This window comes from Pseudomonas sp. St29 (genome assembly GCF_001547915.1).
Classification (GTDB): domain Bacteria; phylum Pseudomonadota; class Gammaproteobacteria; order Pseudomonadales; family Pseudomonadaceae; genus Aquipseudomonas.
In genome coordinates this window covers 5,901,233-5,924,057 of sequence record NZ_AP014628.1, presented here as the reverse complement: position 1 = coordinate 5,924,057, position 22,825 = coordinate 5,901,233, and the positions used below count along the sequence as shown (strand labels likewise).

General features: G+C 65.5%; 20 protein-coding genes. 11 read left to right on the top strand and 9 right to left on the bottom strand.

The genetic code is table 11. From position 1 onward, the window contains the following. Positions 1-50: 50 nt before the first annotated feature. On the bottom strand, positions 51-713 hold the full coding sequence (locus PST29_RS26385) for a YciC family protein (protein ID WP_060844710.1): 663 nt from the start codon (positions 711-713) through the stop codon (positions 51-53). A gap of 180 nt (positions 714-893) precedes the next feature. Between PST29_RS26385 and PST29_RS26380 the strand changes: the two genes are divergently transcribed. The 3 genes from PST29_RS26380 to PST29_RS26370 all read left to right on the top strand — a co-directional run bounded on the left by PST29_RS26380 (position 894) and on the right by PST29_RS26370 (position 2,919). Then, on the top strand, positions 894-1,661 hold the full coding sequence (locus tag PST29_RS26380) for a DUF2076 domain-containing protein (protein WP_060841232.1): 768 nt from the start codon (positions 894-896) through the stop codon (positions 1,659-1,661). 139 nt (positions 1,662-1,800) lie between these two features. Further along, the gene (locus tag PST29_RS26375) at positions 1,801-2,280 is read left to right on the top strand and encodes a LabA-like NYN domain-containing protein (protein WP_060841231.1); all 480 of its coding nucleotides are present in this window, start codon (positions 1,801-1,803) and stop codon (positions 2,278-2,280) included. Positions 2,281-2,307: 27 nt separating this feature from the next. Then, positions 2,308-2,919, top strand: a complete 612-nt coding sequence (locus tag PST29_RS26370; protein WP_060841230.1) for a 3'-5' exonuclease — start codon at positions 2,308-2,310, stop codon at positions 2,917-2,919. Between the two features lie 15 nt (positions 2,920-2,934). Here the strand turns inward: PST29_RS26370 and PST29_RS26365 are convergent, their stop codons facing one another. Further along, entirely contained in the window at positions 2,935-3,387 is a 453-nt protein-coding gene (locus PST29_RS26365) for an Lrp/AsnC family transcriptional regulator (protein ID WP_060841229.1), read from the bottom strand. 160 nt (positions 3,388-3,547) lie between these two features. Here PST29_RS26365 and yedA point away from each other — a divergent pair, with 160 nt between their 5' ends. Next, positions 3,548-4,456 (top strand): drug/metabolite exporter YedA, encoded by a 909-nt coding sequence (gene yedA, locus PST29_RS26360; protein WP_060841228.1) that lies wholly within the window; start codon positions 3,548-3,550, stop codon positions 4,454-4,456. Here yedA and PST29_RS26355 read toward each other — a convergent pair whose 3' ends face one another. The 3 genes from PST29_RS26355 to PST29_RS26345 form a co-directional block, all read right to left on the bottom strand. Then, positions 4,457-5,518 (bottom strand): alpha/beta hydrolase family protein, encoded by a 1,062-nt coding sequence (locus PST29_RS26355; RefSeq protein ID WP_060844709.1) that lies wholly within the window; start codon positions 5,516-5,518, stop codon positions 4,457-4,459. Between the two features lie 178 nt (positions 5,519-5,696). Continuing rightward, on the bottom strand, positions 5,697-8,903 hold the full coding sequence (locus tag PST29_RS26350; RefSeq protein ID WP_060844708.1) for a discoidin domain-containing protein: 3,207 nt from the start codon (positions 8,901-8,903) through the stop codon (positions 5,697-5,699). Positions 8,904-9,241: 338 nt separating this feature from the next. Then, positions 9,242-11,671 carry a discoidin domain-containing protein gene (locus PST29_RS26345; RefSeq protein WP_060844707.1) on the bottom strand — a complete coding sequence of 810 codons (2,430 nt, stop codon included), beginning with the start codon at positions 11,669-11,671 and terminating at the stop codon, positions 9,242-9,244. A 274-nt stretch (positions 11,672-11,945) separates the two neighbouring features. Between PST29_RS26345 and PST29_RS26340 the strand changes: the two genes are divergently transcribed. Next, positions 11,946-13,280 carry a DEAD/DEAH box helicase gene (locus PST29_RS26340; protein ID WP_060844706.1) on the top strand — a complete coding sequence of 445 codons (1,335 nt, stop codon included), beginning with the start codon at positions 11,946-11,948 and terminating at the stop codon, positions 13,278-13,280. A gap of 59 nt (positions 13,281-13,339) precedes the next feature. Here PST29_RS26340 and PST29_RS26335 read toward each other — a convergent pair whose 3' ends face one another. Next, positions 13,340-14,587: a TIGR03862 family flavoprotein gene (locus PST29_RS26335; RefSeq protein WP_060844705.1), complete on the bottom strand. Its 1,248-nt coding sequence runs from the start codon at positions 14,585-14,587 to the stop codon at positions 13,340-13,342. A gap of 587 nt (positions 14,588-15,174) precedes the next feature. Continuing rightward, on the bottom strand, positions 15,175-16,095 hold the full coding sequence (locus PST29_RS26330) for a histone deacetylase family protein (RefSeq protein WP_060844704.1): 921 nt from the start codon (positions 16,093-16,095) through the stop codon (positions 15,175-15,177). 75 nt (positions 16,096-16,170) lie between these two features. On the opposite strand from PST29_RS26330, the gene PST29_RS26325 reads away from it, so the two are divergent. The 3 genes from PST29_RS26325 (at position 16,171) to PST29_RS26315 (ending at position 18,302) form a co-directional block, all read left to right on the top strand. Further along, positions 16,171-16,740 carry a GNAT family N-acetyltransferase gene (locus PST29_RS26325; protein WP_060841221.1) on the top strand — a complete coding sequence of 190 codons (570 nt, stop codon included), beginning with the start codon at positions 16,171-16,173 and terminating at the stop codon, positions 16,738-16,740. A gap of 102 nt (positions 16,741-16,842) precedes the next feature. Continuing rightward, positions 16,843-17,712 carry an acyl-CoA thioesterase II gene (gene tesB, locus PST29_RS26320; protein WP_060841220.1) on the top strand — a complete coding sequence of 290 codons (870 nt, stop codon included), beginning with the start codon at positions 16,843-16,845 and terminating at the stop codon, positions 17,710-17,712. Beyond that, positions 17,709-18,302, top strand: coding sequence for an HAD family hydrolase (locus PST29_RS26315; RefSeq protein ID WP_060844703.1), 594 nt, complete (start codon positions 17,709-17,711; stop codon positions 18,300-18,302). Before tesB ends, PST29_RS26315 begins: the two co-directional genes overlap by 4 nt. Before the next feature lie 86 nt (positions 18,303-18,388). On the opposite strand, the gene PST29_RS26310 is transcribed toward PST29_RS26315, so the two are convergent. Both PST29_RS26310 and ypfJ read right to left on the bottom strand, forming a co-directional pair. Beyond that, positions 18,389-19,360 carry a hypothetical protein gene (locus tag PST29_RS26310; protein ID WP_060844702.1) on the bottom strand — a complete coding sequence of 324 codons (972 nt, stop codon included), beginning with the start codon at positions 19,358-19,360 and terminating at the stop codon, positions 18,389-18,391. Continuing rightward, a complete protein-coding gene (ypfJ, locus tag PST29_RS26305) occupies positions 19,361-20,254 on the bottom strand; it encodes a KPN_02809 family neutral zinc metallopeptidase (RefSeq protein ID WP_060844701.1) in 894 nt (297 codons plus the stop codon). It lies immediately after the preceding gene. 139 nt (positions 20,255-20,393) lie between these two features. Here ypfJ and pcaQ point away from each other — a divergent pair, with 139 nt between their 5' ends. The 3 genes from pcaQ (at position 20,394) to pcaG (ending at position 22,762) form a co-directional block, all read left to right on the top strand. After that, positions 20,394-21,323 (top strand): pca operon transcription factor PcaQ, encoded by a 930-nt coding sequence (gene pcaQ / locus PST29_RS26300; protein ID WP_060844700.1) that lies wholly within the window; start codon positions 20,394-20,396, stop codon positions 21,321-21,323. A 103-nt stretch (positions 21,324-21,426) separates the two neighbouring features. After that, complete coding sequence (gene pcaH, locus PST29_RS26295) at positions 21,427-22,146, top strand: protocatechuate 3,4-dioxygenase subunit beta (protein ID WP_060841215.1); 720 nt, start codon at positions 21,427-21,429, stop codon at positions 22,144-22,146. 10 nt (positions 22,147-22,156) lie between these two features. Beyond that, the gene (pcaG, locus tag PST29_RS26290; RefSeq protein WP_060841214.1) at positions 22,157-22,762 is read left to right on the top strand and encodes a protocatechuate 3,4-dioxygenase subunit alpha; all 606 of its coding nucleotides are present in this window, start codon (positions 22,157-22,159) and stop codon (positions 22,760-22,762) included. Positions 22,763-22,825 lie beyond the last annotated feature (63 nt).

The following is a 22,825-nucleotide window of genomic DNA, read 5'->3' as shown; positions in this document are numbered from 1 at the left end:
TAACCGAGTGCGCCGCCCTCACCCAAGGGGCAGAGCGGTCGCGCAGCCTTTCAGCGCTGGTCCGACTGCTCGTTGATGAGCATGAACAGGCGGAACAGCACCACGCTGGTGAACAACTGCAGGAAGCTGTAGGCACTGTCCAGCACCAGGCTCAGGATCGGGTTGTGCGGTTCGGGATAGGCGGCTTCGCTCGCCCCCTTGAGCAGCCACAGCGGGGCCATGACCGCCAGGATGCACAACAGGATGCGCAGGAAGTGCCCGCGGCTCAGGCGCAGGCTTTCCTTGATCGCCGCCAGGGGCGCCAGGCCCTTGAGCACCAGCAGGTACTCGGCGAAGGCCAGCACCACCATCAGCCACAGCCCCGGCAGGAAATACAGCGACAGCCCGAGCAGAATCAGCAGCGTGCTGACCGCGGTCAGCAGAGCGAAGCGCGGCCACAGGCTGAGCGCCATGGCCCACAGATCGCGATTGCGGGGCGACTGCCCGCGGGTGCGGGCATCGAGAAACAGGATCAGCGCACCGGTGTACAAGGGATACAGCAACAGGCCCACCACCACGTTGGAGCCGGGGAAGGCCTTCTCGCCCAGGGCGCTGCTCACGCCCTGCTGCAACAGCGCCTCGAGAATCACCAGAGGCAGGCACAGTTGGGCGATGCGGCCGAGATTACGCTGGAAGAAATAGAAAGAGTCGCGCAGAACATCTAACGGAGTCATTGATGGGGATCGCAGTTGACCAAGCGGTTTGACACTTTAACCGATGCAGGCCCTCCGGGAGCAAACGTAAACCTTGAGTAAAGACCATTGAAAGTCGTCGCCCCAGCCCCATAACTGGTGCGTACCGCAGCCCTGTGGGGGCGCGGACCAGATTTTTACCGGCAATCTAAAGAGGTCGCCATGAACAGCGAAGAGCAAACCCTGATCGATGGACTGTTTTCACGGTTGCAGCAAGCCGAAACGGATTCAGCCCCGCGTGATGCCCAGGCCGAGGCGCGGATCAAGGAGCATCTGACCCGCCAGCCTGCGGCCGGGTATTTCATGACCCAGGCGATCCTGGTGCAGGAGGCTGCCCTGAAAAGCCTCGACCAGCAGAACAAGCAACTGACCCAGCAAGTGCAGCAGTTGCAGGCCGAACTGCAACAGGCCCGCTCCCAGGCCGCAGCGCCAGCTCCGGCGGCGAGCGGCGGTTTTCTGTCGAGCATCTTCGGTGGCTCCCGCGAGCCGGCTCCGGCGCCCGCGCAGGCCCCGAGCGTGGCGCCATCCTCCGGCGGAGGCTGGCGTGAGCCGTCGCGTTCGTCCTTTGGTGCACCGGCCCAGCAGGGCTTTGGCGCGCCGCAGCAGAACTATGCGCCAGCACCTGCTCCGGCCGCGGCCGGCAGCGGCTTCCTCGGAGGCGCCTTGAAAACCGCTGCCGGCGTGGCCGGCGGGGTGATGCTGGCGCAGGGCATCAGCAGCCTGTTCCACAGCAATCAGCAACCCCAGGAAATCGTCGAAGTCATCAAGGAAGAACCGGCGCCGGCCAGCGACAACAGCGGCTGGGGCAATGACGATCAGCGTCTGGCCAACAACGACGCCTGGGGCGGCAACGACCAGGGCGGCTTCAGCAACGCCGACTACGGCAGCGACGACAGCTCGTTCTTCTCCGACGACGACTCCTTCGTCTGACCCACCGTCGGTCCGGGGCAGGTGCCTGCCCCGGACCGATTATTCGCGGAACATTCCTCGTGACTGGCATACTGGGCGACTTTTTTCGGGTCTTGAGCCCCGTTCCAGCCCCCGCGCTGCTGCGCCATGAGGATTAGCGGTGAAAAAAATCGCTGTGTTCGCCGATGTCCAGAACCTCTACTACACCGTTCGCCAGGCCTATGGTTGTCACTTCAACTACGCGGCGCTGTGGGCGGATATCAGCAAGCAAGGGCAGATCGTCGAAGCCTATGCCTATGCCATCGATCGCGGTGACAGCAAGCAGCAGCAGTTTCAGCAGATCCTGCGCAACCTGGGCTTCACGGTAAAACTCAAACCCTACATTCAGCGCAGCGACGGCTCGGCCAAGGGCGACTGGGACGTGGGCATCACCATCGACATCATGGACGCCGCCGCCCAGGTCGACGAAGTGGTGCTGGCCTCCGGCGACGGCGACTTCGACCTGCTGCTCGAGCGCATCATCCACAAGCACGGGGTCAGCGCCGTGGCTTACGGCGTGCCGGGCCTGACCGCCAATTCGCTGATTCGCGCCGCCACGCGCTATGTGCCGATCGAAGGCGCCCTGCTGCTCAAGAGCTGATCATTTTTCATACGGAGCTGCACAGGTTTGGAACGTATTGCCGTCATCGACTTTGAAACCACCGGAATCTCCCCGAGCAGCAGTTGCCGGGCCACGGAAATCGCCGTGGTGATGCTTGAGCAGGGGCGCATCGTCGAGCGTTACCAGAGCCTGATGAACGCCGGGGTGCGGGTGCCTGGCTTCATCGAACAGCTGACCGGCATCAGCAACGCCATGCTGCGCAGCGCGCCGTCGGCGGAGCAGGTGATGAACGAGGTCAACGAGTTCGTCGGCACCACGCCGTTGCTGGCCCACAACGCGGCGTTCGACCAGAAGTTCTGGGATTTCGAGCTGGGGCGGATCAAGCGCACCCGTTTGCAGAATTTTGCCTGTTCGCTGTTGCTGGCCCGACGCCTGATGCCGGCGGCCCCCAACCACAAGCTGGGCACCCTGACCCAGTACGCCGGCCTGCCCCACACCGGCCAGGCGCACCGGGCCATGGCCGATGCGGAAATGGCCGCCAACCTGGTGGCGCACCTGGCGGGCGAGCTGCGGCACACCCATGGCGTGCGTGAGCTGTCCCACGACTTTCTCTGCAAACTGCAGAAAGTCCCGGCGGCCAAGATCCCCGAGCACCTCAAGCGTCAGCGCGGGGGCTGAGCCCAGGCTCCGGATTCATTTGCCGTTGCTTTCCAGTTGCCCCAGGGGCACCCGCCGTTCGATGGCGCTGGACAGCACGATGGAGGTCTTGCTGAAACCGAACTGGGCCACACGGTTGATCAGCTCTTCCAGCTCCGGCATCGACCCCACTGCCGCCTGCATGATCACGCAAGGATCGCCGGTCACCCGATGGCATTCGGTGAGCTGGGGGATCTTGATCAACTCGTCATAGTTCTTCTGGTTGCCATGCTGGGCCAGGCGCAGTTCGATCACGCATTGGATCGGCAAGCCGACCTTGGCCATGTCGACCTTGGCCTGATAGCCGGTGATCACCCCGCTGGCCTCCAGCTTGGCGACGCGCTCGGCCACCGCCGGCGCCGAGAGGTTGACCTTGCGCGCCAGCTCGGCGTAACTCGCCCGGCCGTTTTCCAGCAGGCTGGCCAGGAGCAAGCGGTCGTATTTGTCCATGGATGGCTCCTGATCGGACCGACTTTCGAAAGCACGGTATTTAGCGCAGAACTCCATGCTTTGGAAAGTGTACTGCCCTTATAAACAGGTTTTGTAACTTAAGTTCACCAGGTCGCCTTTCTAGAATAGTGTTCCTCCTGCCTGCTCCGAGCTGCCTCCCATGCCTGGCCAAAGCCGTTTTTCCCTGCCGTTGATCGCCGCTTTCTTTGCCTTGTACGTGATCTGGGGGTCGACCTACCTGGTGATCCGCATTGGCGTCGAGTACTGGCCGCCGCTGATGCTCGGCGGCGTGCGCTTCATCATCGCCGGCAGCCTGATGTATGCCTTCCTGCGCTGGCGCGGGGTTCCGGCCCCGACCTGGGCGCAATGGAAGGCCGCCGGGATCATCGGCGTGCTGCTGCTCAGTTGCGGCAATGGTGCGGTGACGCTGGCCGAACACTCCGGGGTGACCTCCGGCGTGGCGGCCCTGGCGGTGGCCACGGTGCCGCTGTTTACCTTGCTCTGCGGCTACTTCTGGGGCGCGCGCAATACGCGCCTGGAGTGGGCCGGCATCCTCCTCGGGATGATCGGCATCGGCATGCTCAACCTGGGTTCCAACCTGCAATCCAGCCCGCTGGGGGCCGCGCTGCTGCTGTTCGCTGCGGCGGCCTGGGCCTTCGGTTCGGTGTGGAGCAAGCACCTGCCGCTGCCCCAGGGAGCCATGGCCAGCGCGGCGGAAATGCTCGTCGGTGGCGTGGTGCTGATGATCGGCAGCACCTTGAGCGGCGAGCACCTGGACGCCATGCCGCCCCTGGAAGGCTGGCTGGCCCTGGCCTACCTGGCCGGCTTCGGTTCGATCATCGCCTTCAACGCCTACATGTACCTGCTCAAGCACGTGCGGCCGGCCGCGGCCACCAGCTATGCCTACGTCAATCCGGCGGTGGCGGTGCTGCTGGGGATCGTCTTTGTCGGTGAAACCATCGGCATCGAAGAGGCCCTGGCCATGCTGGTGATCATCAGCGCGGTGGTGCTGATCGGCCTGCCCCAGTGGCGCAAGCCGAAAGCCGCGGTGCAGCAAGAGGTGGCCTGATCAGCCGGCTGGTGCCTGGCCGGCAAGGTTCTGGCGGAGAAAGTCGTCGATCAATTGCGCCGCCTGCCGGTGCAGGGCCTGGCGATCCGCGCCATCGCCATCCCGGCAGATGATCTCGTCCCCAGGCGCCTGCTCCTTGAGCAAGGCTGCGGCGTCCGGCTTGCACAGCTGCATGAAGCTGAAGTGGCTGGCATCGGCCAGGACCTGATAGCGCGAAGGCGGGGACGCCAGATGGGCGTTCAGGTAGCCCGACTCCTCTTCCACCGGCATGTCCGCGATGTTCACTCCGGCCCCCAGGACCAGGATCGGTGTCTTTAGCGTCGACACACTCTCGGGGGTAAAGCCACGGGCGAACCCCAGGTCCAGCGCGACGACGGTCTTGACTCGCGGGTCCCGCAGGTCTGCGCCGAGAGGGCCTTGGTGCTCCGGGGTGATCCCCAGTTCGGGCGCCAGTCCGCACAGGCGCGGATTGGGATGCAGCCGGCATTCCTCCAGGTAGCGTTGCGGGCTGTAGCGGGCACCGGCCAGCGCGGTGACGGTCCAGCCGCCCAGGGAGTGGCCGATGGCGGCGATGCGCTGCGGGTCGACCGTGCCGGCCAGGCTGTTGTCGCGGCTGAGCTCGTCGATGACCCGGCTCAGGTCGCGCGGGCGTTCCCAGAGCTTCGCGGCTTCTGCGGGGCGCTGGTCGAATGTGCTGGTGCCCGGGTGATCGGGGGCCGCGACTATATAGCCCTGGTCGACCAGCTCGGGTACCAGCCAGCTGAGGTTGCGCCAGTTGCCGCGGTAGCCGTGGGACAGCACCACCAACGGGTGTGCGCTGCTGCTGGGCGGGGCATCCTGGATCGTGGTCAGGCCCTGGAAAATCCGGTTATCGGCCGAGGTCAGGGCGGGGGAGGAGGCCGTGGTGGGGTACCAGAGGGCGACATGCAGGGGGCGCTGCTGACTGGCGTCCGCCAGCGTCACTTCACGAAAGCCGATGAGTTCGGCGGCCTGCACCTGGGGCAGGCACAGGGAAAGGGAAAGGCCCGCTAGCATCCATGCGGACAGGGCAGATTTGCGCATTCGGATCTCCATTGGCAAAGCATCGGTGTTCTGCCAGTGGGGGCGCGCCTTGGAGGAGTCGACGGCGTTCAGCGGCAGAGGGCGGACGACGACTGATGGCAGTCGCCGCCCATCCTTTTACCTGAAGTGGCCGGGAAAGGGTGACCGGATTGCGGAGCAAGCGGTCACGCCTCTGGCATCAGTTACAGGCGCCGGCGTCGCGCCAGACCTTGCCACTGCCTTCGCCACCGACAGTGGCAGCAGACGGCTCGTTGCCTTTGGTCCACCAGCGGGCGATGTAGTAGCGGCCGTTGTGGCTGACCTTGTCGTTGGCCAGGTAGGTGCCTTGACGGCTCCAGGCGCCCAGGCAACCGGCTGGCGTTTCCACGCTGTCGGCCAGCACGGTCACGCTATGGTCGCGGCTGACCGTATGGCTGCCGTTGCCCAGGTTCAGGGTGAAGCGGTAGCTGATGTCCTTGTCGCTCTTGGGCGCGACAAAGATCAGTTTCGACCCCGAGGCCTGGAAGGCGACGCTGGGCGTCACGGTCCATTGGTAGCTCAGCGCCAGGCCGGCCGGATCGCTGGAGCCGGCGGCGTCCAGGGTCACTGTTTCACCGCCCTTGGCCTGGCTGACGCCGGCGATGCTCGCCAGCGGCGGCTTGACCGGCGCCGGCTTCTCGGCCAGCACCTTGACCTGATGCACTCGGGTAGCGCTGTGCTTGCCGTTGTTCACTGTCAGGCTGACGTTGTAGATCACGTCCTGGGCAGCCCTCGGGGCGACGAACTTCATCAGGTCGCCAGCGGCTTCAAAGGCGACGCTTGGGTTGACGCTCCAGCTGTAGCTGAGCTTCAGGCCCGCCGGGTCGCTGGACCCGCTGGCGTTGAGGTAGACCGTTTCGCCCGGCTTGGCCTGGCTGGTACCGCCGATCACGGCTACCGGCGGTTTGACTTCCTCCACCGGTGGCTCGACCGGTTTCTCGCCGCCGCTCTGGCACGGGCCCAGGTCCCGCCAGACCTTGCCGGCGCCGTCCGGGCCGGTGGTGCTGGCCAGGCCCGGCTCGGCGCCCGAGGTCCACCAGCGGGCCTGGTACTGACGACCTTTCCACTGCACCACATCGTTGCCGACGTAAGTGCCCCTGAGCGTCCATTCCGGTTTGCAACTGGCGGTGCCGGCCTTGCCCTTGATCAGCATCTCGTGGGTCCGGGTGCTGCTCTGCTTGCCGTTGCTCAGGGTCAGGGTGAAACGGTAGCGGGTGTCTTCCTGTAGTTCCGGCGCGGTGAAGCTGATGCGCGCGCCGTCGTAGTCGAAGTCCAGGCGCGGCGAGGCTTCCCAGGCGAAGCTCAGGGCATTGCCCTGGGGATCGCTGGAGGCCGAGGCATCGAGGACGATCCTGTCCCCGGCGTTGGCTTCGGTCTTGCCGCTGATCACCGCCACCGGAGGTTCACCGGCATTCACCGGCTTGAGGGACGCGGCCTTGACCTCGTTGTCGGCGCTGAATTCGCCGTCGGCCAGCAGGGTCCAGGCGCCGTTCACGCTGCTGCTGCCATAGACCTGATAGCCCTTGATGTTGCCGCTCAGGCCGGCGTCCTGGCGCGGCAGGTAGTGCAGTTGCGAGAAGCGGCTGTCGGCCCCCAGGTCGATCAGTATTTCATGGGGGTAGCGCGCCCCCGGCGCCGTGCTCCAGTAGGAGTTGGGGTTGCCGTCGATGGCGTGGTTGCCGACCGCTGCGCCAGGCACCGCGCTGCTGGTGGACACAACCTTCCAGCTCTCGCGGGGCAGGGCCTTGCCCTTGGCATCCACCAGCAGCAGTTCGGCGACGCTGGCGTTGTCCTTGCCGTCCACCGCGGAGGTGGCGACGAATTTCAGGTAGCGGCCCTGGGCCGTGTCCTGGGTCAGACCATAGGCGTGGCCTTCAAGCACCTGGTCATGAGTGGCCCGGTTGTCGGTGTTGACCGCCAGGTACCAGCGTCCCGGCTGCGGGTCGTTCACCCCCAGGGACACGTTGTGGCTGCGTGCCGAGCGGTAGTCGTAGCTTGAGCCGCTGGGCTGGGCGCCGCGCTTGAGCAGCAACTGGATCTGGCCGGCCTTCTCGGTGAGTTCGCCGTCCACCACGGTGAATACCAGGCGCCGGGTGCCTTCGGGCACATCCACCGGGAAGTAGCGGGTCTGGCCGCTGGCCAGGCTGACTTTCTGGTTGAGGATCGAGGTGCTTTGCTCCTGTTCGAGCGGGACCACGGAAGGGCTGTAGGCCGACATCAGCGCCGCGTTTTCCCGCCAGACCCGGGCCATGTTGGCGGTTGTCGCGTTGCCCAGCGGCACGCCGCGGCTGTCCTTGACGTCCGGGTTGGAGAAATAGCCCACATGGTTGCCGCAGAGGATAGTGCCGACCCGACCGTTGTTGTAACCGAAGCGGTAGTGGCTGCCATCGGAGCAGTGGCTACCGCCGATGTTGTGGGCCAGTTCGTGACGGAACACGGTGGACGATTTGATGGAGTTGATGGTGTAGCGCCCGGGTAGCTGGCCCCAACCCACAGCGGTGTTCTCCCCGGGGATGCCAACGACGAAGCTGGCGACCACGTCCGGGCTGTAGCGGCGCATGCCTTCGGCGAAGACGTTGCGCACCTGATTCACGTTGGGGCTGGTGATGGCGACATCCTTTGGCACAACTTGAGTGCCCACCAGGCGCAGGCGCACGCCCTGCACCTTGGACTGTTGCAAGGCGCGGTTGACCGAGGCCACCTGGACCAGGGCGTAGGCTTCGTGGTCACCGATATAGTCGGCGGCGGCCTGGGAGAACCCGGCCAGCAGGTCGATCACGGTTTCGCCCTGGACGTTGCGGTCGACCTGGAAACTGCGCAGGCCGCTGCGTGATTCCTTCTGGGCTGGCGGCTCGCTGCCGTCATTGGCGATGTAGTCGACGCTCGACGGGTCAAAGGCCGCCCCGGGGTCGAGGTGGATCAACGACTGCTGGCCGTTGGCGTCGCCGCGAATGATCGCATTGGCGTCCGGCAACAGGGCGAGAAAGCTGCCGTCGGGACGCGCGGCGAGGGTCATCTCTCCGGGGGCGCTGAGGGTGCGGGCACGTCCTTCCAGCTGGCCGGTCATGACCCGCAGATCCTTGAAGGTATCGTCCTGTTGCGGGACCAGGCTGCGGATGCGCATCCCGGTGACTTGTTGCAGCTGTTCGGTGCCGGTTTCGGCCGCGCCGAATGGCATGGCCCTGGCACCGGGCATCGGCAGGTTGATGAAGTGACCCTGGATCACCGTCGCGCCCTGAGTCGCATCGGGAGTGGGCTGGCCGACATCGGCCTGCACCATGCCCAGGGGCAAGAGCAGGGCGGCGCCCAGGCTGGCGCCCCAAAGGCGGGTAGCGCGGGACAAGGCAGTCAATCTGAAGCTCGACATAACTATTCCTGGAGAGTCTCGGCGCGGTGCGAAACCTGGCGAACAGGACCGCTAAAGCGTCCGCGCTGAGAAGGTGGATAAGGAGTTGTGCCGGCGGAGGGCATCATAGGCAGGGGCGCTCCGGGCGTACATCGAACAGGGTGCTTTTCGTACCGGTCCTAGGCGCCCGGGTGGGGCGCTGCTGGGGGCGGGGCGCCAATCGTCCTGGGCGGCCAAGCACTGACATGCAGCGCGCTGCAGGGGCCTCGGCGAGGTCACGCAGACGGCAGCCGACAAGGGCCGCCGTCTGCGCGGGGGGAGGGGGCTGGTTGCCGGGGGCGTGAAGCCCCCGGTGAAAGTCAGTGACAGGGCCCGAGGTCGCTCCAGACCTTGCCGCTGAAGTCCGGCCCGGTGAACGCCGGGTTGCCCGGCTCCTGGCCTTGGGTCCACCAGCGGGCGAGGAAGAAGCGCCCGTTGTGGCTGACTTTCTGACCGCCCAGGTAGGCCGTGCTGCGATTCCAGGCACTTGTGCAGCCGGGCGCCGTTTGCGGCGGGGCGAGGACCGTGACGCTGTGCTCGGCGGTGGTGGTTTTCTGGCCGTTGTCCACGCTCAAGGTGAAGCGATAGCGGGTGTCCTGCTTGAGCCGCGGCGCGCTGAAGCTGATGCGCGCGCCGTCAAGCTCGAAGTCCAGTGCCGGCGTGACGTGCCAGGCAAAGCTCAAGGCTCGGCCTTGCGGGTCGCTGGAGCCCGAGGCATCCAGTTGCACCCGTTCATCGGCGTTGGCCTGGCTGCGACCGCTGATCACGGCGACAGGTGGCTGGATGGCCGCGACCGGCTTGAGGGCAACGGACTTGACCTCGTTGTCGGCACTGAACTCGCCTTTGGCCAGCAGCGCCCAGGCGCTGGTCGGGCTGTCGCCGCCATACACTTCGTAGCCCTTGATGTTGCCGGCGGTATCGTTGTTTTGCCGCGGCAGGTAATTCAGGGAAGAGAAGCCCCGCTCTGCTCCGAGGTCGATGATGATCTCGTGGGGATAGCGGGCGCTGCCCGAACTCCAGTACGAGCTCGGTTTGCCATCGACGAACCACAGGCTGTTGTCGATGCCGGAAGTCTTGCCGTTGACCGAGTGGACGCGCCAGCCGCTTCTTGGCAGCGGCTTGCCCTTGGCGTCGGCCAGCAGCAGTTCGGCGATGCTGGCGACGTTGCTGCCGTTGATCGACGACGTGGCGACAAAGCGCAGGTAGCGAGCCTGGCTGGTTTCCCGGGTCTTGGCGAAGACATGGCCTTCAAGCAACTGGTCGCTGGCGCTCTTGTTCTTCTCGGCTCGTACCCCGACGTACCAGCGTCCGGGCTTGGGATGATTGACCCCCAGGGCGACGCCATGGTTTTCCAGGGTGCGGTAGTCATAGTCGCTGACGCTGGGGCGGGCGCCGTGCTTGAGCAGCAGTTGCACCTTGCCCGCACGTTCATGGCGCGGGCCGTGGTTGATCGACAACGCCAGGCGCTCGGTGCCCTCGGGAATGTCCAGGGCCTCGTAGTGGATCGCGTCCCGTCGCAGGTCGATGGATTTGCTCAGCAGCGGTTGGGCTTCCTCGTGATCCATGGGAATCACCGCCGGGCTGTAGGCGGACATGCGCTGAGCCCCTTCACGCCACAGGCGGGCCATGTTGGCGGTGCCCAGCTGGCCCAGGGGTACGCCCAGGTTGTCCCTGACATCCGGGTTGGAGTAGTAGCCCACGTGGTTGCCACACAGGATCGTGCCCACCCGGCCGTTGTGGTAGCCGAAACGGTCGCTGCTGCCGTCCGAGCAATGATCGCCGCCGATGTTGTGCCCCACCTCATGGCGGAAGGTGGTGGGGGACTTGATGTTGTTGATCGAGTAGCGGCCGTTGATATTGCCCCAGCCGAGCATGGTGTCGACCCCCGGGGTGCCGACGAAGAACCCGGTCACCAGGTCGGGGCTGTATTGCCGCATGCCCTCGGCGAACAGGGTACTGACCTTGCGCATGGTGCCGTCGGGGCCGGAGGTGATCGGGTGATCCTCGGCAATCACCTGGGTGCCCACCAGGCGCAGGCGCACCCCGTCGATCAGTGACTGGCGCAGGGCATGGTTGACCGAGGCGACCTGGGCCAGGGCGTAGGCTTCGTGGTCGCCGATGTAGTCGGCGGCGGCCTGGGAGAAACCGGCCAGCAGATCGATGACGGTTTCGCCCCGGGCGTTGCGGTCGATCTGCAGGCTGCGCTGGCCGTCACGGGTTTGCAGCAGGTTGGGCACTGGCGGTTCGGCGGGCTTTTCGTAGTCGATGTTGCCGGGAGCGTGGGAGTGTCCTGTCTCGGCCGGGATCAGCGTCTGCCGACCGTCGGCATCACCGCGAATGGTGGCGTTGGGCAGCAGGGCGATGAAGCTGCCATCGCTGCGCGTTGTGACCACGACGTTGCTTTCGTTGTACGCCAGGCGGCTGGGGCCCTGGGCCCGGCCCACCAGGACCTTGATGTCCTTGAAGCGATCGTCCTGGTCCAGGCGCAGGGCGCCGATGCTCAGGCCGGTGGCCTGGGTCAGGCGCTGGGTACTGGCGGCCGGTGCATTGCGCAGCCGGGGATCGGGGTTCAAGGCCTGGATGTCGATGAACGGGCCGCTGATCGCCGCGGCGCTGTCAGCGGCAGGTGTGACGGGGGATGTCTCGTGGGCCAGGACCGGATTGGCCAGGGGCAAGAGCAGGACGGCACCCAGGCCGGCTGCGCGGATGGCATCGGCCAGGGAAAGGGAAGGCAATGTGCGATGAGGCATGACCACTCCGGGAAAGGCACAGCGCAGCGCGAAACCTGTATTGGGAATCGTTGAGTGACGGGCGCTGATGGGATGGATTCGGGAGGTTTGCCGGCGCGGTGAATGTTATGAATCGACCTGTTGCTTGTACATGTCCGCCAGGCCTTTTCGGTCATGTACGAGGCGGTGGATGGCCGGCGATGCCAAGCGGCGGTCGGGAAAGCAAGCGCGCAAAAGTGCGGTAAACTGCCGGCCATTGCCTCTTCTGTGCTGACTTTTTCCTACGGTACCCCCAATGACATTCGCCACTCTTGGCCTGATCGAACCCTTGCTGCGCGCCCTTGAAACCCTCGGCTACCAGACCCCGACCCCGGTACAGGCACAAGCCATTCCGGCGGTCCTGGGCGGGCGTGATCTGATGGCCGCGGCCCAGACCGGCACCGGCAAGACCGCCGGTTTCGCCTTGCCGCTGCTGCAGTTGCTGACCATGGAAGGGCCGAAGGTCGACAGCAATTCGGTGCGTGCGCTGATCCTGGTGCCGACCCGGGAGCTGGCCGAACAGGTTCACGAAAGCGTGCGCCAGTACGCCGAGCACCTGCCGCTGCGCACTTATGCGGTGTACGGCGGGGTCAGCATCAACCCGCAGATGATGAAGCTGCGCAAAGGCGTGGACCTGCTGGTGGCGACTCCGGGGCGTCTGCTGGACCTGTACCGGCAGAACGCGGTGAAGTTCAGCCAGCTGCAGACCCTGGTGCTGGACGAAGCCGACCGCATGCTCGACCTGGGCTTCTCCGAGGAGCTCAAGGACATCTACGCGGCGTTGCCGAAAAAGCGCCAGACCCTGCTGTTTTCCGCGACCTTCTCCGACGCCATCCGCCTGCTGGCCGGGCAGATGCTCAAGGACCCGTTGAGCATCGAGGTCAGCCCGCGCAACGTGGCCGCCAACACGGTCAAGCAATGGGTGGTGCCGGTGGACAAGAAGCGCAAGCCGGAGCTGTTCAGCCATCTGCTGCGCAAGAACCGCTGGAAGCAGGTGCTGGTGTTCGCCAAGACCCGCAACGGCGTGGACGCCCTGGTGGAGAAGCTGCAGGGCCAGGGCGTGAACGCCGACGGCATCCACGGTGACAAGCCCCAGGCCACGCGCCAGCGCGCCCTGGACCGGTTCAAGGCCAGCGAGATCCAGATCCTGGTGGCCACCGACGTGGCGGCCCGTGGCCTGGACATCGAAGACCTGCCGCTGGTGGTCAACTTCGACCTGCCGATCGTCGCCGAGGACTACATCCACCGCATCGGTCGTACCGGCCGTGCCGGCTCCACCGGCGAGGCGATCTCCCTGGTGTGCGCCGATGAAGTCAACCTGCTGTCGGCGATCGAGATGCTCACTCGCCAGACTTTGAAGCGTCATGAAGAGCCGGATTTCGAGCCCGAGCACCGGGTACCGGAAACCGACGCCAGCGGTCAGGTGGTGAAAAAACCGAAAAAGCCCAAGAAGCCGAAAACCTCAGGCGGTGGCGGCAAGCGCAACCTGGGCAAGTGGGTGGACAGTGGCGAAGTGGCCGAAGCCCCGGCGGTGAAACCGGTGCGCAAGGTCCCGGCGTTCAACACCGGACCGCGCAAGCGCAAACCTTGAAAGCAGCTACAAGCTGCAAGTTGTAAGCGGCAAGTTCAGGTGAGCTTGCCGCTTGCAGCTTATGGCTTGCCGCTGCTGTTCAGCCATTCGAGCATTCCCAGCCCGGCCCGCCGTCCGCTGGCAAAGCAGGCGGTCAGCAGGTAACCGCCGGTGGGGGCTTCCCAGTCGAGCATTTCCCCGGCGCAGAACACTCCCGGGATTGGCGCCAGCATCAGCCGTTCATCCAGCGCTTGGAAGGTGACGCCGCCGGCGCTGCTGATGGCTTCGTCCAGTGGCCGCGGGCGCACCAGGGTCAAGGGCAGCGCCTTGATCGCCGCCGCCAGGCGTGCCGGATCGTTGAAGGTGTCGGCGCCTGTCAGCTCCCGCAGCAACCCGGCCTTGACCCCCTCGATCCCCAACTGACTCTGCAGGTGCTTGGCCATGGAGCGCGAGCCACGCGGCTTGGCCAGGGCCGCCTGAACCTTGTCCCGAGGTTTGCCCGGCAGCAGGTCGATATGAACAGTCGCTTGCCCGTGCCGGAGGATGCTGTCGCGGATCGCTGCCGACAGGGCATAGATCAGGCTGCCTTCGATGCCGCTGGCGGTGATCACGCATTCACCCAGCCGAGGGATGTCGTCATTGAGGCCGATGGCCACGTTCTTCAGCGGCGCCCCGGCGAATTTGCTGCGCAGCAGCTCGCTCCAGGCACTGACCTCGAACCCGCAATTGCTCGGTTGCAAGGGCGCCACCTGCACGCCGCGCTGTTGCAGCAGCGGCAGCCACGCGCCGTCTGAACCCAGGCGCGACCAACTGCCTCCACCCAACGCCAGCAGGGTGGCATCGGCCTTTACCGCGAGCTCGCCGTCGGGGTGCTGGATACGCAGGCTGCCGTCGGCATTCCAGCCCAGCCAGCGGTGGCGGGTGTGGATAACCACCCCGGCGTCGCGCAGGCGCTTGAGCCAGGCGCGCAGCAGTGGCGCGGCCTTCATGTCGGTGGGAAACACCCGCCCGGAGCTGCCGACGAAGGTGTCGATGCCCAGGCCGTGAATCCACTGGCACAAGGCCTCGGCGCCGAATTCGCGCAGCAGCGGGGCGATGTACGGGGCCCGCTCGGCATAGCGCGAGAGGAAGGCCGGGTAGGCTTCGGAGTGGGTGATGTTCATGCCACCGACCCCGGCCAGGAGGAACTTTCGGCCCACCGATGGCATGCCGTCGTACAGATCGACCCGAACGCCGGCCTGGCTCAGTACCTCGGCCGCCATCAGGCCGGCGGGACCGCCGCCGATGATTGCGACGTGGTGGGGCGTGGAAGAGTGCGATGCAGTCATGGCAGAGGCGGGGCTGAGGAAATAGGCCGGGCATTCTACCCGAGGTGCAGGGGGCTTGCTGGACCGATGCAGCCTGGTCAAAAACTGAGCATCGGGCTGCATGCCTTGTGTGCCGTGGGCTGGCGCGACTTTCGCGCAGGTTGTCCACAGGCAGCTCCACAGGGATTGGGGGTAAGCGGCCCACACCTGGATGACACCCTGATGAAACTGATCAAAAACTAGTCGATTGTCTGCAGGCCTTGCGCCGCGTGGGCTGTGGCGACTTTCACGCAGGTTGTCCACAGGCGGTTCCACAGCGATTGGGGGTAAGCGCTAGGGCGTCGCCGAACGCCAGATGCCGCTGATCAAAAAACAGGCGCCGCGCTGCAAGCCTTGTCGATAGAGGGCTGCAGCGTGTTTCACGCAGCTTATCCACAGGCGGCTCCACAGGGATTGGGGGTAAGCGACCCACAACACTGTGACCGTCTGATGGCATTGATCAAAAAACAGACGATTGCTCGCGGCCCCCGGAAAACATGGGCTGGCGGGGCTTTCTCCCAGGTTATCCACAAGCGGCTCCACAGCGGATGTGGGTAAGGCCGCGGGGTTCAGTAGCAGCCCGAGGATTCCCAGACCCGCTGTGCACTGTGATGGAGGATGCCGTGGCGCCGGGCCAGGGCCTGGCGGTCCTTGCTGTAGCCGCCGCCGATCACCCCGACCACGGGAATGTCGCGGCCCAGGCAATGGCGCATGACCCGTTCGTCGCGCTCGGCCACACCGGCATCGGTGAGCTTGAGGTAGCCCAGGGCGTCGTCCTGGTGCACGTCGACCCCGGCGTCGTACAGCACCAGGTCGGGCTGATACAGCGGCAGCAGGTAGTTGAGGGTGTCGTCCACCACCTTGAGGTAGTCGGCGTCGCCCATGCCCATGGGCAGTGGGATATCCCAGTCGCTCTGGGCCTTGCGTGCGGGGAAGTTCTTTTCACAGTGCAGCGAGACGGTCACCGCATCGGGGGTATGTTGCAGGATCCGTGCAGTGCCATCGCCCTGGTGCACGTCGCAGTCGAAGATCAGCACCCGCCCCACGCGCCCGCTTTGCAGCAGGTAATGGCTGATCACCGCCAGGTCATTGAAGATGCAGAACCCCGCCGGGTAGTCGTAGTGGGCGTGATGGGTGCCGCCGGCCAGGTGGCAGGCCAGGCCATGTTGCAGGGCCTTTTCGGCCGTCAGCAGGGAGCCGCCGACAGCGCGCACGGTGCGCCGGGCCAGGGCTTCGCTCCAGGGCAGGCCGAGGCGCCGCTGGTCTTCCCGGGACAACTCGCCGCTCATGTAGCGCTCGATATACGCGGGGTCGTGGGCCAGGGCGAGGATGTCGGCCGGGCACAGCTCGGGGCGCAGCAGGTCGGCGTCGCGGGTCAGGCCGCTGTCCACCAGGTGGTCGCGCAGCAGGCGGAACTTGTCCATGGGGAAGCGGTGTTCCGGCGGAAACTCGGGGCTGTAGTCGTCGTGATAGATCAGTGGCAATGACATGGCATTTTCTTAGAGGAACCCGTGAAGGATCCTACCAGCGATGTAGACTTGCACCCATGGAAACGGAGGGGCCCGATGGAGCCAATATTGCAACTCGAAAGCGCGCGCCTGTTGCTGCGCCAGTGGCGTGATGATGATTTGCCGGCATTTGCCGCGATGTGTGCCGATCCGCAAGTCATGCGCTACTTTCCCGCGCCCTTGAGTCGTCTGGAAAGTGCCGCGCTGATCGGGCGCATACGCGGGCATTTCGCCGAACATGGCTTTGGCCTCTGGGCGCTTGAACGTAAGGATAACGGTGCCTTTATCGGCTTTACCGGGCTGCTGGAGGTGGGCTTCGAAGCGACCTTTACCCCTGCGGTGGAGATCGGCTGGCGCCTGGCCCGGGAACACTGGGGCCTGGGGTATGCCAGCGAAGCGGCCTGGACTGCCTTGCGTTGCGCGTTCGATCGACTGGCCCTGGACGAAGTCGTGGCCTTCACCACCCGCAATAACCTGCCGTCGCAGAAAGTCATGCAGGCCATTGGCATGCATCACGCGGCCCAGGAGGATTTCGAACACCCTAAACTCGCCGCCGATCATCCGTTGCGCGAGCATGTGCTGTACCGCATTACCCGCGAACAATGGCTGGAAACCTTGCATGGATAGCAGGCGCGCACGTTTAGAATGTGCCGACGAGATACCTGGCCCCAATTGATAGACCGCCGCAGCCGAGATTGCGCGGTTTTGCCCTGTGTGAGGAGAGTCTGAATGAGTCATGTGCTGGATGATCTGGTCGATCTGTTGACCCTGGAAGCCATCGAGGAAAACCTGTTTCGCGGTCGCAGCCAGGACCTGGGTTTTCGCCAGCTGTTTGGCGGCCAGGTGCTCGGCCAGTCGTTGTCCGCGGCCAGTCAGACGGTGGAGGAGGCGCGCCATGTGCACTCCATGCATGGCTACTTCCTGCGTCCCGGCGACGCCGCCTTGCCGGTGGTCTACCAGGTGGATCGGGTGCGCGACGGCGGCAGCTTCAGCACTCGCCGGGTGACCGCGATCCAGAAGGGCAACCCGATCTTCACCTGCAGTGCTTCCTTCCAGTACGACGAAGAAGGTTTCGAGCACCAGAACAGCATGCCCCAGGTGGTCGGGCCGGAAAACCTGCCGTCGGAGCTGGAGATCACCACCCAGCGCGCGCACCTGATTCCCGAGCACATGCGCGAGAAACTGCTGTGCCCCAAGCCCATCGAAGTGCGCCCGGTGACCGAGAAGGACCCCTACAACCCGCAGCCGATGGACCCGGTGAAGTACGTCTGGTTCCGCGCCGACGGCGCCCTGGCGGACATCCCGGCGCTGCACAAATACCTGCTGGCCTACGCCTCGGACTTCGGCCTGCTGACCACCTCGATGCTGCCCCACGGCAAGTCGGTGTGGCAGAAGGACATGCAGGTCGCCAGCCTCGATCACGCCCTGTGGTTCCACGCCGACCTGCGGGCCGACGACTGGCTGCTGTACGCCATGGACAGCCCCTGGGCCGGCAATTCCCGGGGCTTTTCCCGGGGCAGCGTGTTCAACCGCTCCGGGCAACTGGTAGCCTCGGTGACTCAGGAAGGGTTGATCCGTCATCGCAAGGATTGGGCATGAGTCTTACAGAGATAAAACACTGGGTGTTCGACATGGACGGCACCCTGACCATCGCCGTGCATGATTTCGCGGCGATCCGCGAGGCGCTGTCGATTCCTCCAGAGGACGACATCCTCACGCACCTGGCGGCCTTGCCGGCGGACGAGTCCGCGGCCAAGCATGCCTGGCTGCTGGAGCACGAGCGCGACCTGGCCCTGGGGTCGCGCCCGGCGCCGGGCGCGGTGGAACTGGTGCGGGACCTGGCCGGGCGCGGTTATCGCCTGGGCATCCTCACGCGCAATGCCCGGGAACTGGCCCACGTGACCCTGGAAGCCATCGGCCTGGCGGACTGCTTTGCCAAGGCCGATGTACTGGGGCGCGACGAGGCCCCGCCCAAACCCCATCCGGGTGGTTTGCTCAAGCTGGCCGAGGCTTGGGACGTGGCGCCGCAGCGCATGGTGATGGTGGGTGACTACCGCTTCGACCTGGACTGCGGACGCGCCGCGGGAACGCGCACGGTGCTGGTGAACCTGCCGGACAACCCCTGGCCGGAGCTGACCGACTGGCATGCCCGGGATTGCGCGCAGCTGCACGAACTGCTGTCGGCCTGAAGGCCTGCTCTCCGGCAAGCCGGCTGCTGCCCGCCCCGTAGGCGCCGGCTTGCCGGCGAAAGCGTCATGGCTGGCAGCGCCTTGGTCTAGTTGAACAGCGCCGCCTGCCCTTCGGCTGAGGTGAACATTCGGTCGCCGTCATGCCCGACGCCGGGTACTTCCACCAGCCGTTGTGGCAAGCCTTGCGGGTGACGCCGCATCAGGTAGTCGAAGTAGTTGCGTCCGCGAATCAGCCGATAGGCCCCCTGAGTCTCGGCCGCGCAGCTCTTGTCCAGGGCCGGGTGGTTGGGGTCTATGTCCTGCTGGCCCAGCAGGTAGGTGATGTCGCGCGCCACGTAGCCCTGTTCGAGTTGCGCCGGGGACTGCCCGGCGGCATAGGCCGGCAGCCGGTTCAGGCCATATTTCCAGTCATTGAAACCCGGGCAGTTGACCGGCGCGAATGCCACCGGGCGTGTGGCATCGAAGTAGGCGTAGGACGACGGATTGGCGATCACGAAGCGCAGGCCGATGCCGAGCTTTTCCAGCTCGGAATGCTTGCCGGTGGTCAGGGCATAGCGCTGCACCACCTGAGCGCCACCGGAGTGACCGGCGATCACCACTTCCTTGAGTGCGGGAAAGAGCCGGCGGTCCTGCAGGCGCCGGAGGATGGCGTCCAGCACCGCGTAGGAGCTTATGGCTACGGGGTCGGCAGCGGGTTCGCCGGCCATCCAGGCATTGCCCTGCCAGCGCAGCAGCGTGGCCGGCAACGGATGGCGGGCGCTGTCGCCCTGGTTGAGAAACTGTGGGGCGATCACCAGGGTCGCGGCGCTTTGCCCGGCTCGTGCGGCAGCATTTTCGCCGCTCTTCAGGTAAGTCTGGGCGTTGCGCAGACGACCGTGAACGATGATCAGCGCCCGCTGTACGCCGGGTAGCGGCTGGCGCCAGTCCTGGCTCAGGCCCAGGGCCAGCTGCCCGCCCTCCAGGGGCAGGCGCCCGGGGCTGATGACCTTGACCCCGTGTTCAGCGGCCTGGGCGCTCAGGCTGCCCAGGCACAGCAGCAGTGCCAGCAGGCGACGCATTTACAGGCTCTTGGCGGCGAAGGTGTCGCACTGGCCGACCTGGCCCTGGCTGAAGCCGGTCTTGAACCAGCGCACCCGTTGCGCCGAGGTGCCATGGGTGAAGGAGTCCGGCACGACACGGCCCTGGCCTTGCTGCTGCAGGCGGTCGTCGCCGATGGCGTTGGCGGCATTCAGGGCTTCTTCCACGTCCCCCGGTTCCAGCCAGTTCAGGCGTTGCTGGGCGTGGTAGGCCCAGACCCCGGCCAGGCAATCGGCCTGCAGTTCCTGGCGCACCAGCAAGCCGCCATCGCCTTCCATCTGCCGCCCTTGCTGACGCGCCGCCTGGATCTTCGCCGACACCCCGAGCAGGGTTTGCACGTGGTGCCCGACTTCGTGGGCGATCACATAGGCCTGGGCGAAGTCGCCGGCGGCGGAAAAGCGCTGGGCCATTTCCCGGAAGAAGTCCATGTCCAGGTACACCTGGCGATCGGCCGGGCAGTAGAAGGGCCCGCTGGCGGAAGTCGCCGCGCCACAGGCGGAGTTGACCCGGCCACGGAACAGAATCAGCTTGGGCGCCTGGTACTGGCGGCCGGCCTGCTGAAAGATCTGGCCCCAGGTGTCTTCGGTATCACCGAGGATGGCGCGCACGAATTCCGCCTGCTCATCGTTGGCCGGGGGCGCCTTGCGCGCCTGGGGGGTGGCCGGCGCCGAGGTCTGGCTGCTCTGGCCGAGCAATTGCCCGAGAATCTGCAGCGGGTCCTGGCCGGTGGCCCAGCCGATACCGACGATCAGCACGATCGCCGTCAGGCTCAACCCCTTGCCGCCGCCAAACCGCATGCCACCGCCACCGCCACTGCTGCTGTCATCTCGCACATCGACGACGTTGTCGCTGCGCCGGCCTTTTTTCCAAAGCATGGGGGAGTCCTCGTTTTTGCTGCTGGTCAGTGTTGCTGGTGGCTCAGACCGGCGCCAGTCCGGTCGTCAGGGATTTTTGCGCACGCTACCATGGCCCGGCGCAGGATCGATCCGGTCCAGACTCATTCGGGGCTTGCTATTGAACATCGATACCCGCATCAAATTCCGTCACCTGGTGTGTTTTCTTGAAATGGCCCGCCAGGGCAGCCTGGCCCGAGCCGCCGATAGGCTGGCGGTGAGCCAGCCGGCAATGTCGAAAACCCTCAAGGAACTGGAGGCCCTGCTGGAAACCCGGCTGTTTGCCAGGAGCAAGGCCGGCCTCAGCCTGACCGAGGCCGGGCGGGCCTTCCTGCGTTACGCCGGGCCTTCGGTGCAGGCCCTGCGCGAGGGCGTCAGCAGCCTGCGCGGCGGCGAATATGCCGCCGGGCTGGTCCGCATCGGCGTGCTGTCCACCGTGGAAAGCCTGCTGCTGCCGGAGGTGATGCGGCGCCTGCACCAGCGGCACTCGGCATTGACCGTGAGCGTGGTGACCGGCCCGAGCGCCTATCTGCTGTCGCAGTTGCGGGTCGGCGATCTGGACCTGGTGGTGGGCCGCATGACCGAGAGTCCGGAGATCCAGGGCCTGAGCTTCGAGCACCTGTACAGCGAATCCATGACCCTGGTGGCTCGCCCCGAGCATCCGCTGGTGGTCGGTCCCTTCACCCGTGACGCGGTGAGCGAATATCCCCTGGTGCTGCCCCTGGCCGGCACCAGCATCCGCAAGCATGCCGACAGCCTGTTCGTGCAGTGCGGCATTGCCCAGTCGGCACAGCGTTTGGAAACCCTGTCGGTGGCCCTGAGCCGGCGTTACACCCTGTCCAGCGATGCGCTGTGGATCGCGCCGCTGGATGCGGTGCGCCTGGACCTGACCAATGGCGAACTGCAGGAACTGGACCTGGGCCTGCGCGAGCCCGGCGGTTCGCTGGGCATCTCCAGCAACGCCAGCCTGCCGCTGTCCCTGGCGGCGCAATGGGCGGTCGAGGTACTCAGGGAGGTGGGACAGGCCTATCGCGAAGGCTGTTATCCATAACCATTTGGTTATGGGTTGAGGGCGGCATTTCAATTTTCCGCGCTCCTGATTTGTTTGAAACTGCACCCGCTGCGCTCCATAAATCAAACAACAGGAGAACGACATGTCTGATGCAGACAGCAGTCGCTTCGTGATTCGCGACCGTAATTGGCACCCCAAGGCCCTGACCCCCGACTACAAGACCTCCGTTGCCCGCTCGCCGCGCCAGGCACTGGTGAGCATTCCGCAATCGCTGAGCGAAACCAGCGGCCCGGACTTTTCCCATCTGCGCACCGGGCGCTTCGATAACGACCTGTTGCTCAACTTCAATAACGGCGGCTTGCCGGTAGGGGAGCGGATCATCGTTTCCGGGCGGGTCTGCGACCAGTACGGCAAACCCATTCCCCACACCCTGGTGGAGATGTGGCAAGCCAACGCCGGCGGCCGTTACCGGCACAAGAACGACCGCTACCTGGCGCCCCTGGACCCGAACTTCGGCGGTGTCGGCCGGGCCCTCACCGACCGCGACGGCTATTACAGCTTCCGCACCATCAAGCCCGGCCCCTACCCATGGCGCAACGGCCCCAATGACTGGCGTCCGGCGCATATCCACTTCTCCATCAGTGGCCCGTCGATTGCCACGCGCTTGATCACCCAGCTGTATTTCGAAGGCGATCCCTTGATTCCGCTGTGCCCGATCGTCAAGTCCATCGCCAATCCGGATGCGGTGCAAAGCCTGATCGCGCGCCTGGACATGGGCAACGCCAATCCCATGGACTGCCTGGCCTACCGCTTCGACATCGTGTTGCGCGGCCAGCGCAAGACCCACTTCGAAAACTGCTGAGGAGCCCGCCATGCCTGTTCAACTGCTGCCTGAAACCCCCTCGCAAACGGCCGGCCCCTATGTGCACATCGGCCTGGCCCTGGCGGCGGCGGGTAACCCGACCCGCCCCGAGGAAATCTGGAACCAGATGGCCAAGCCCGATGCGCCGGGCGAACGGATCCTGCTGATCGGCCATGTGTACGACGGCAACGGCCACCTGGTGCGCGATTCCTTCCTGGAGTTCTGGCAGGCCGATTCTGCCGGGGTCTACGACCCGGTGTTCGACACTGAAAAGCCGTTCAACTGCTTTGGCCGCACCGCCACCACCTTCGATGCCGGGGAATGGACCCTCAACACGGTCAAGCCCGGGGTGGTGAAGAACGCTGCCGGGGTGCCCATGGCGCCGCACATCAACCTGTCGCTGTTTGCCCGGGGGATCAATATCCACCTGCACACCCGGCTGTACTTTGCCGATGAGCCGGAGGCCAACGCCCAGTGCCCGGTGCTGAACCTGATCGAGCAGCCGCAGCGCCGGGAAACCCTGCTGGCCCATCCTTGCGAGATCAATGGCCAGCGCGCCTACCGCTTCGACATCCGCATTCAGGGTGAAGGCGAGACGGTATTCTTCGACTTCTGAAACATCGCCGGGCCGCCCCTCCAGAAACCCTTGCCTGACGCCGCGCCGTGGCGCCAGGGAAGG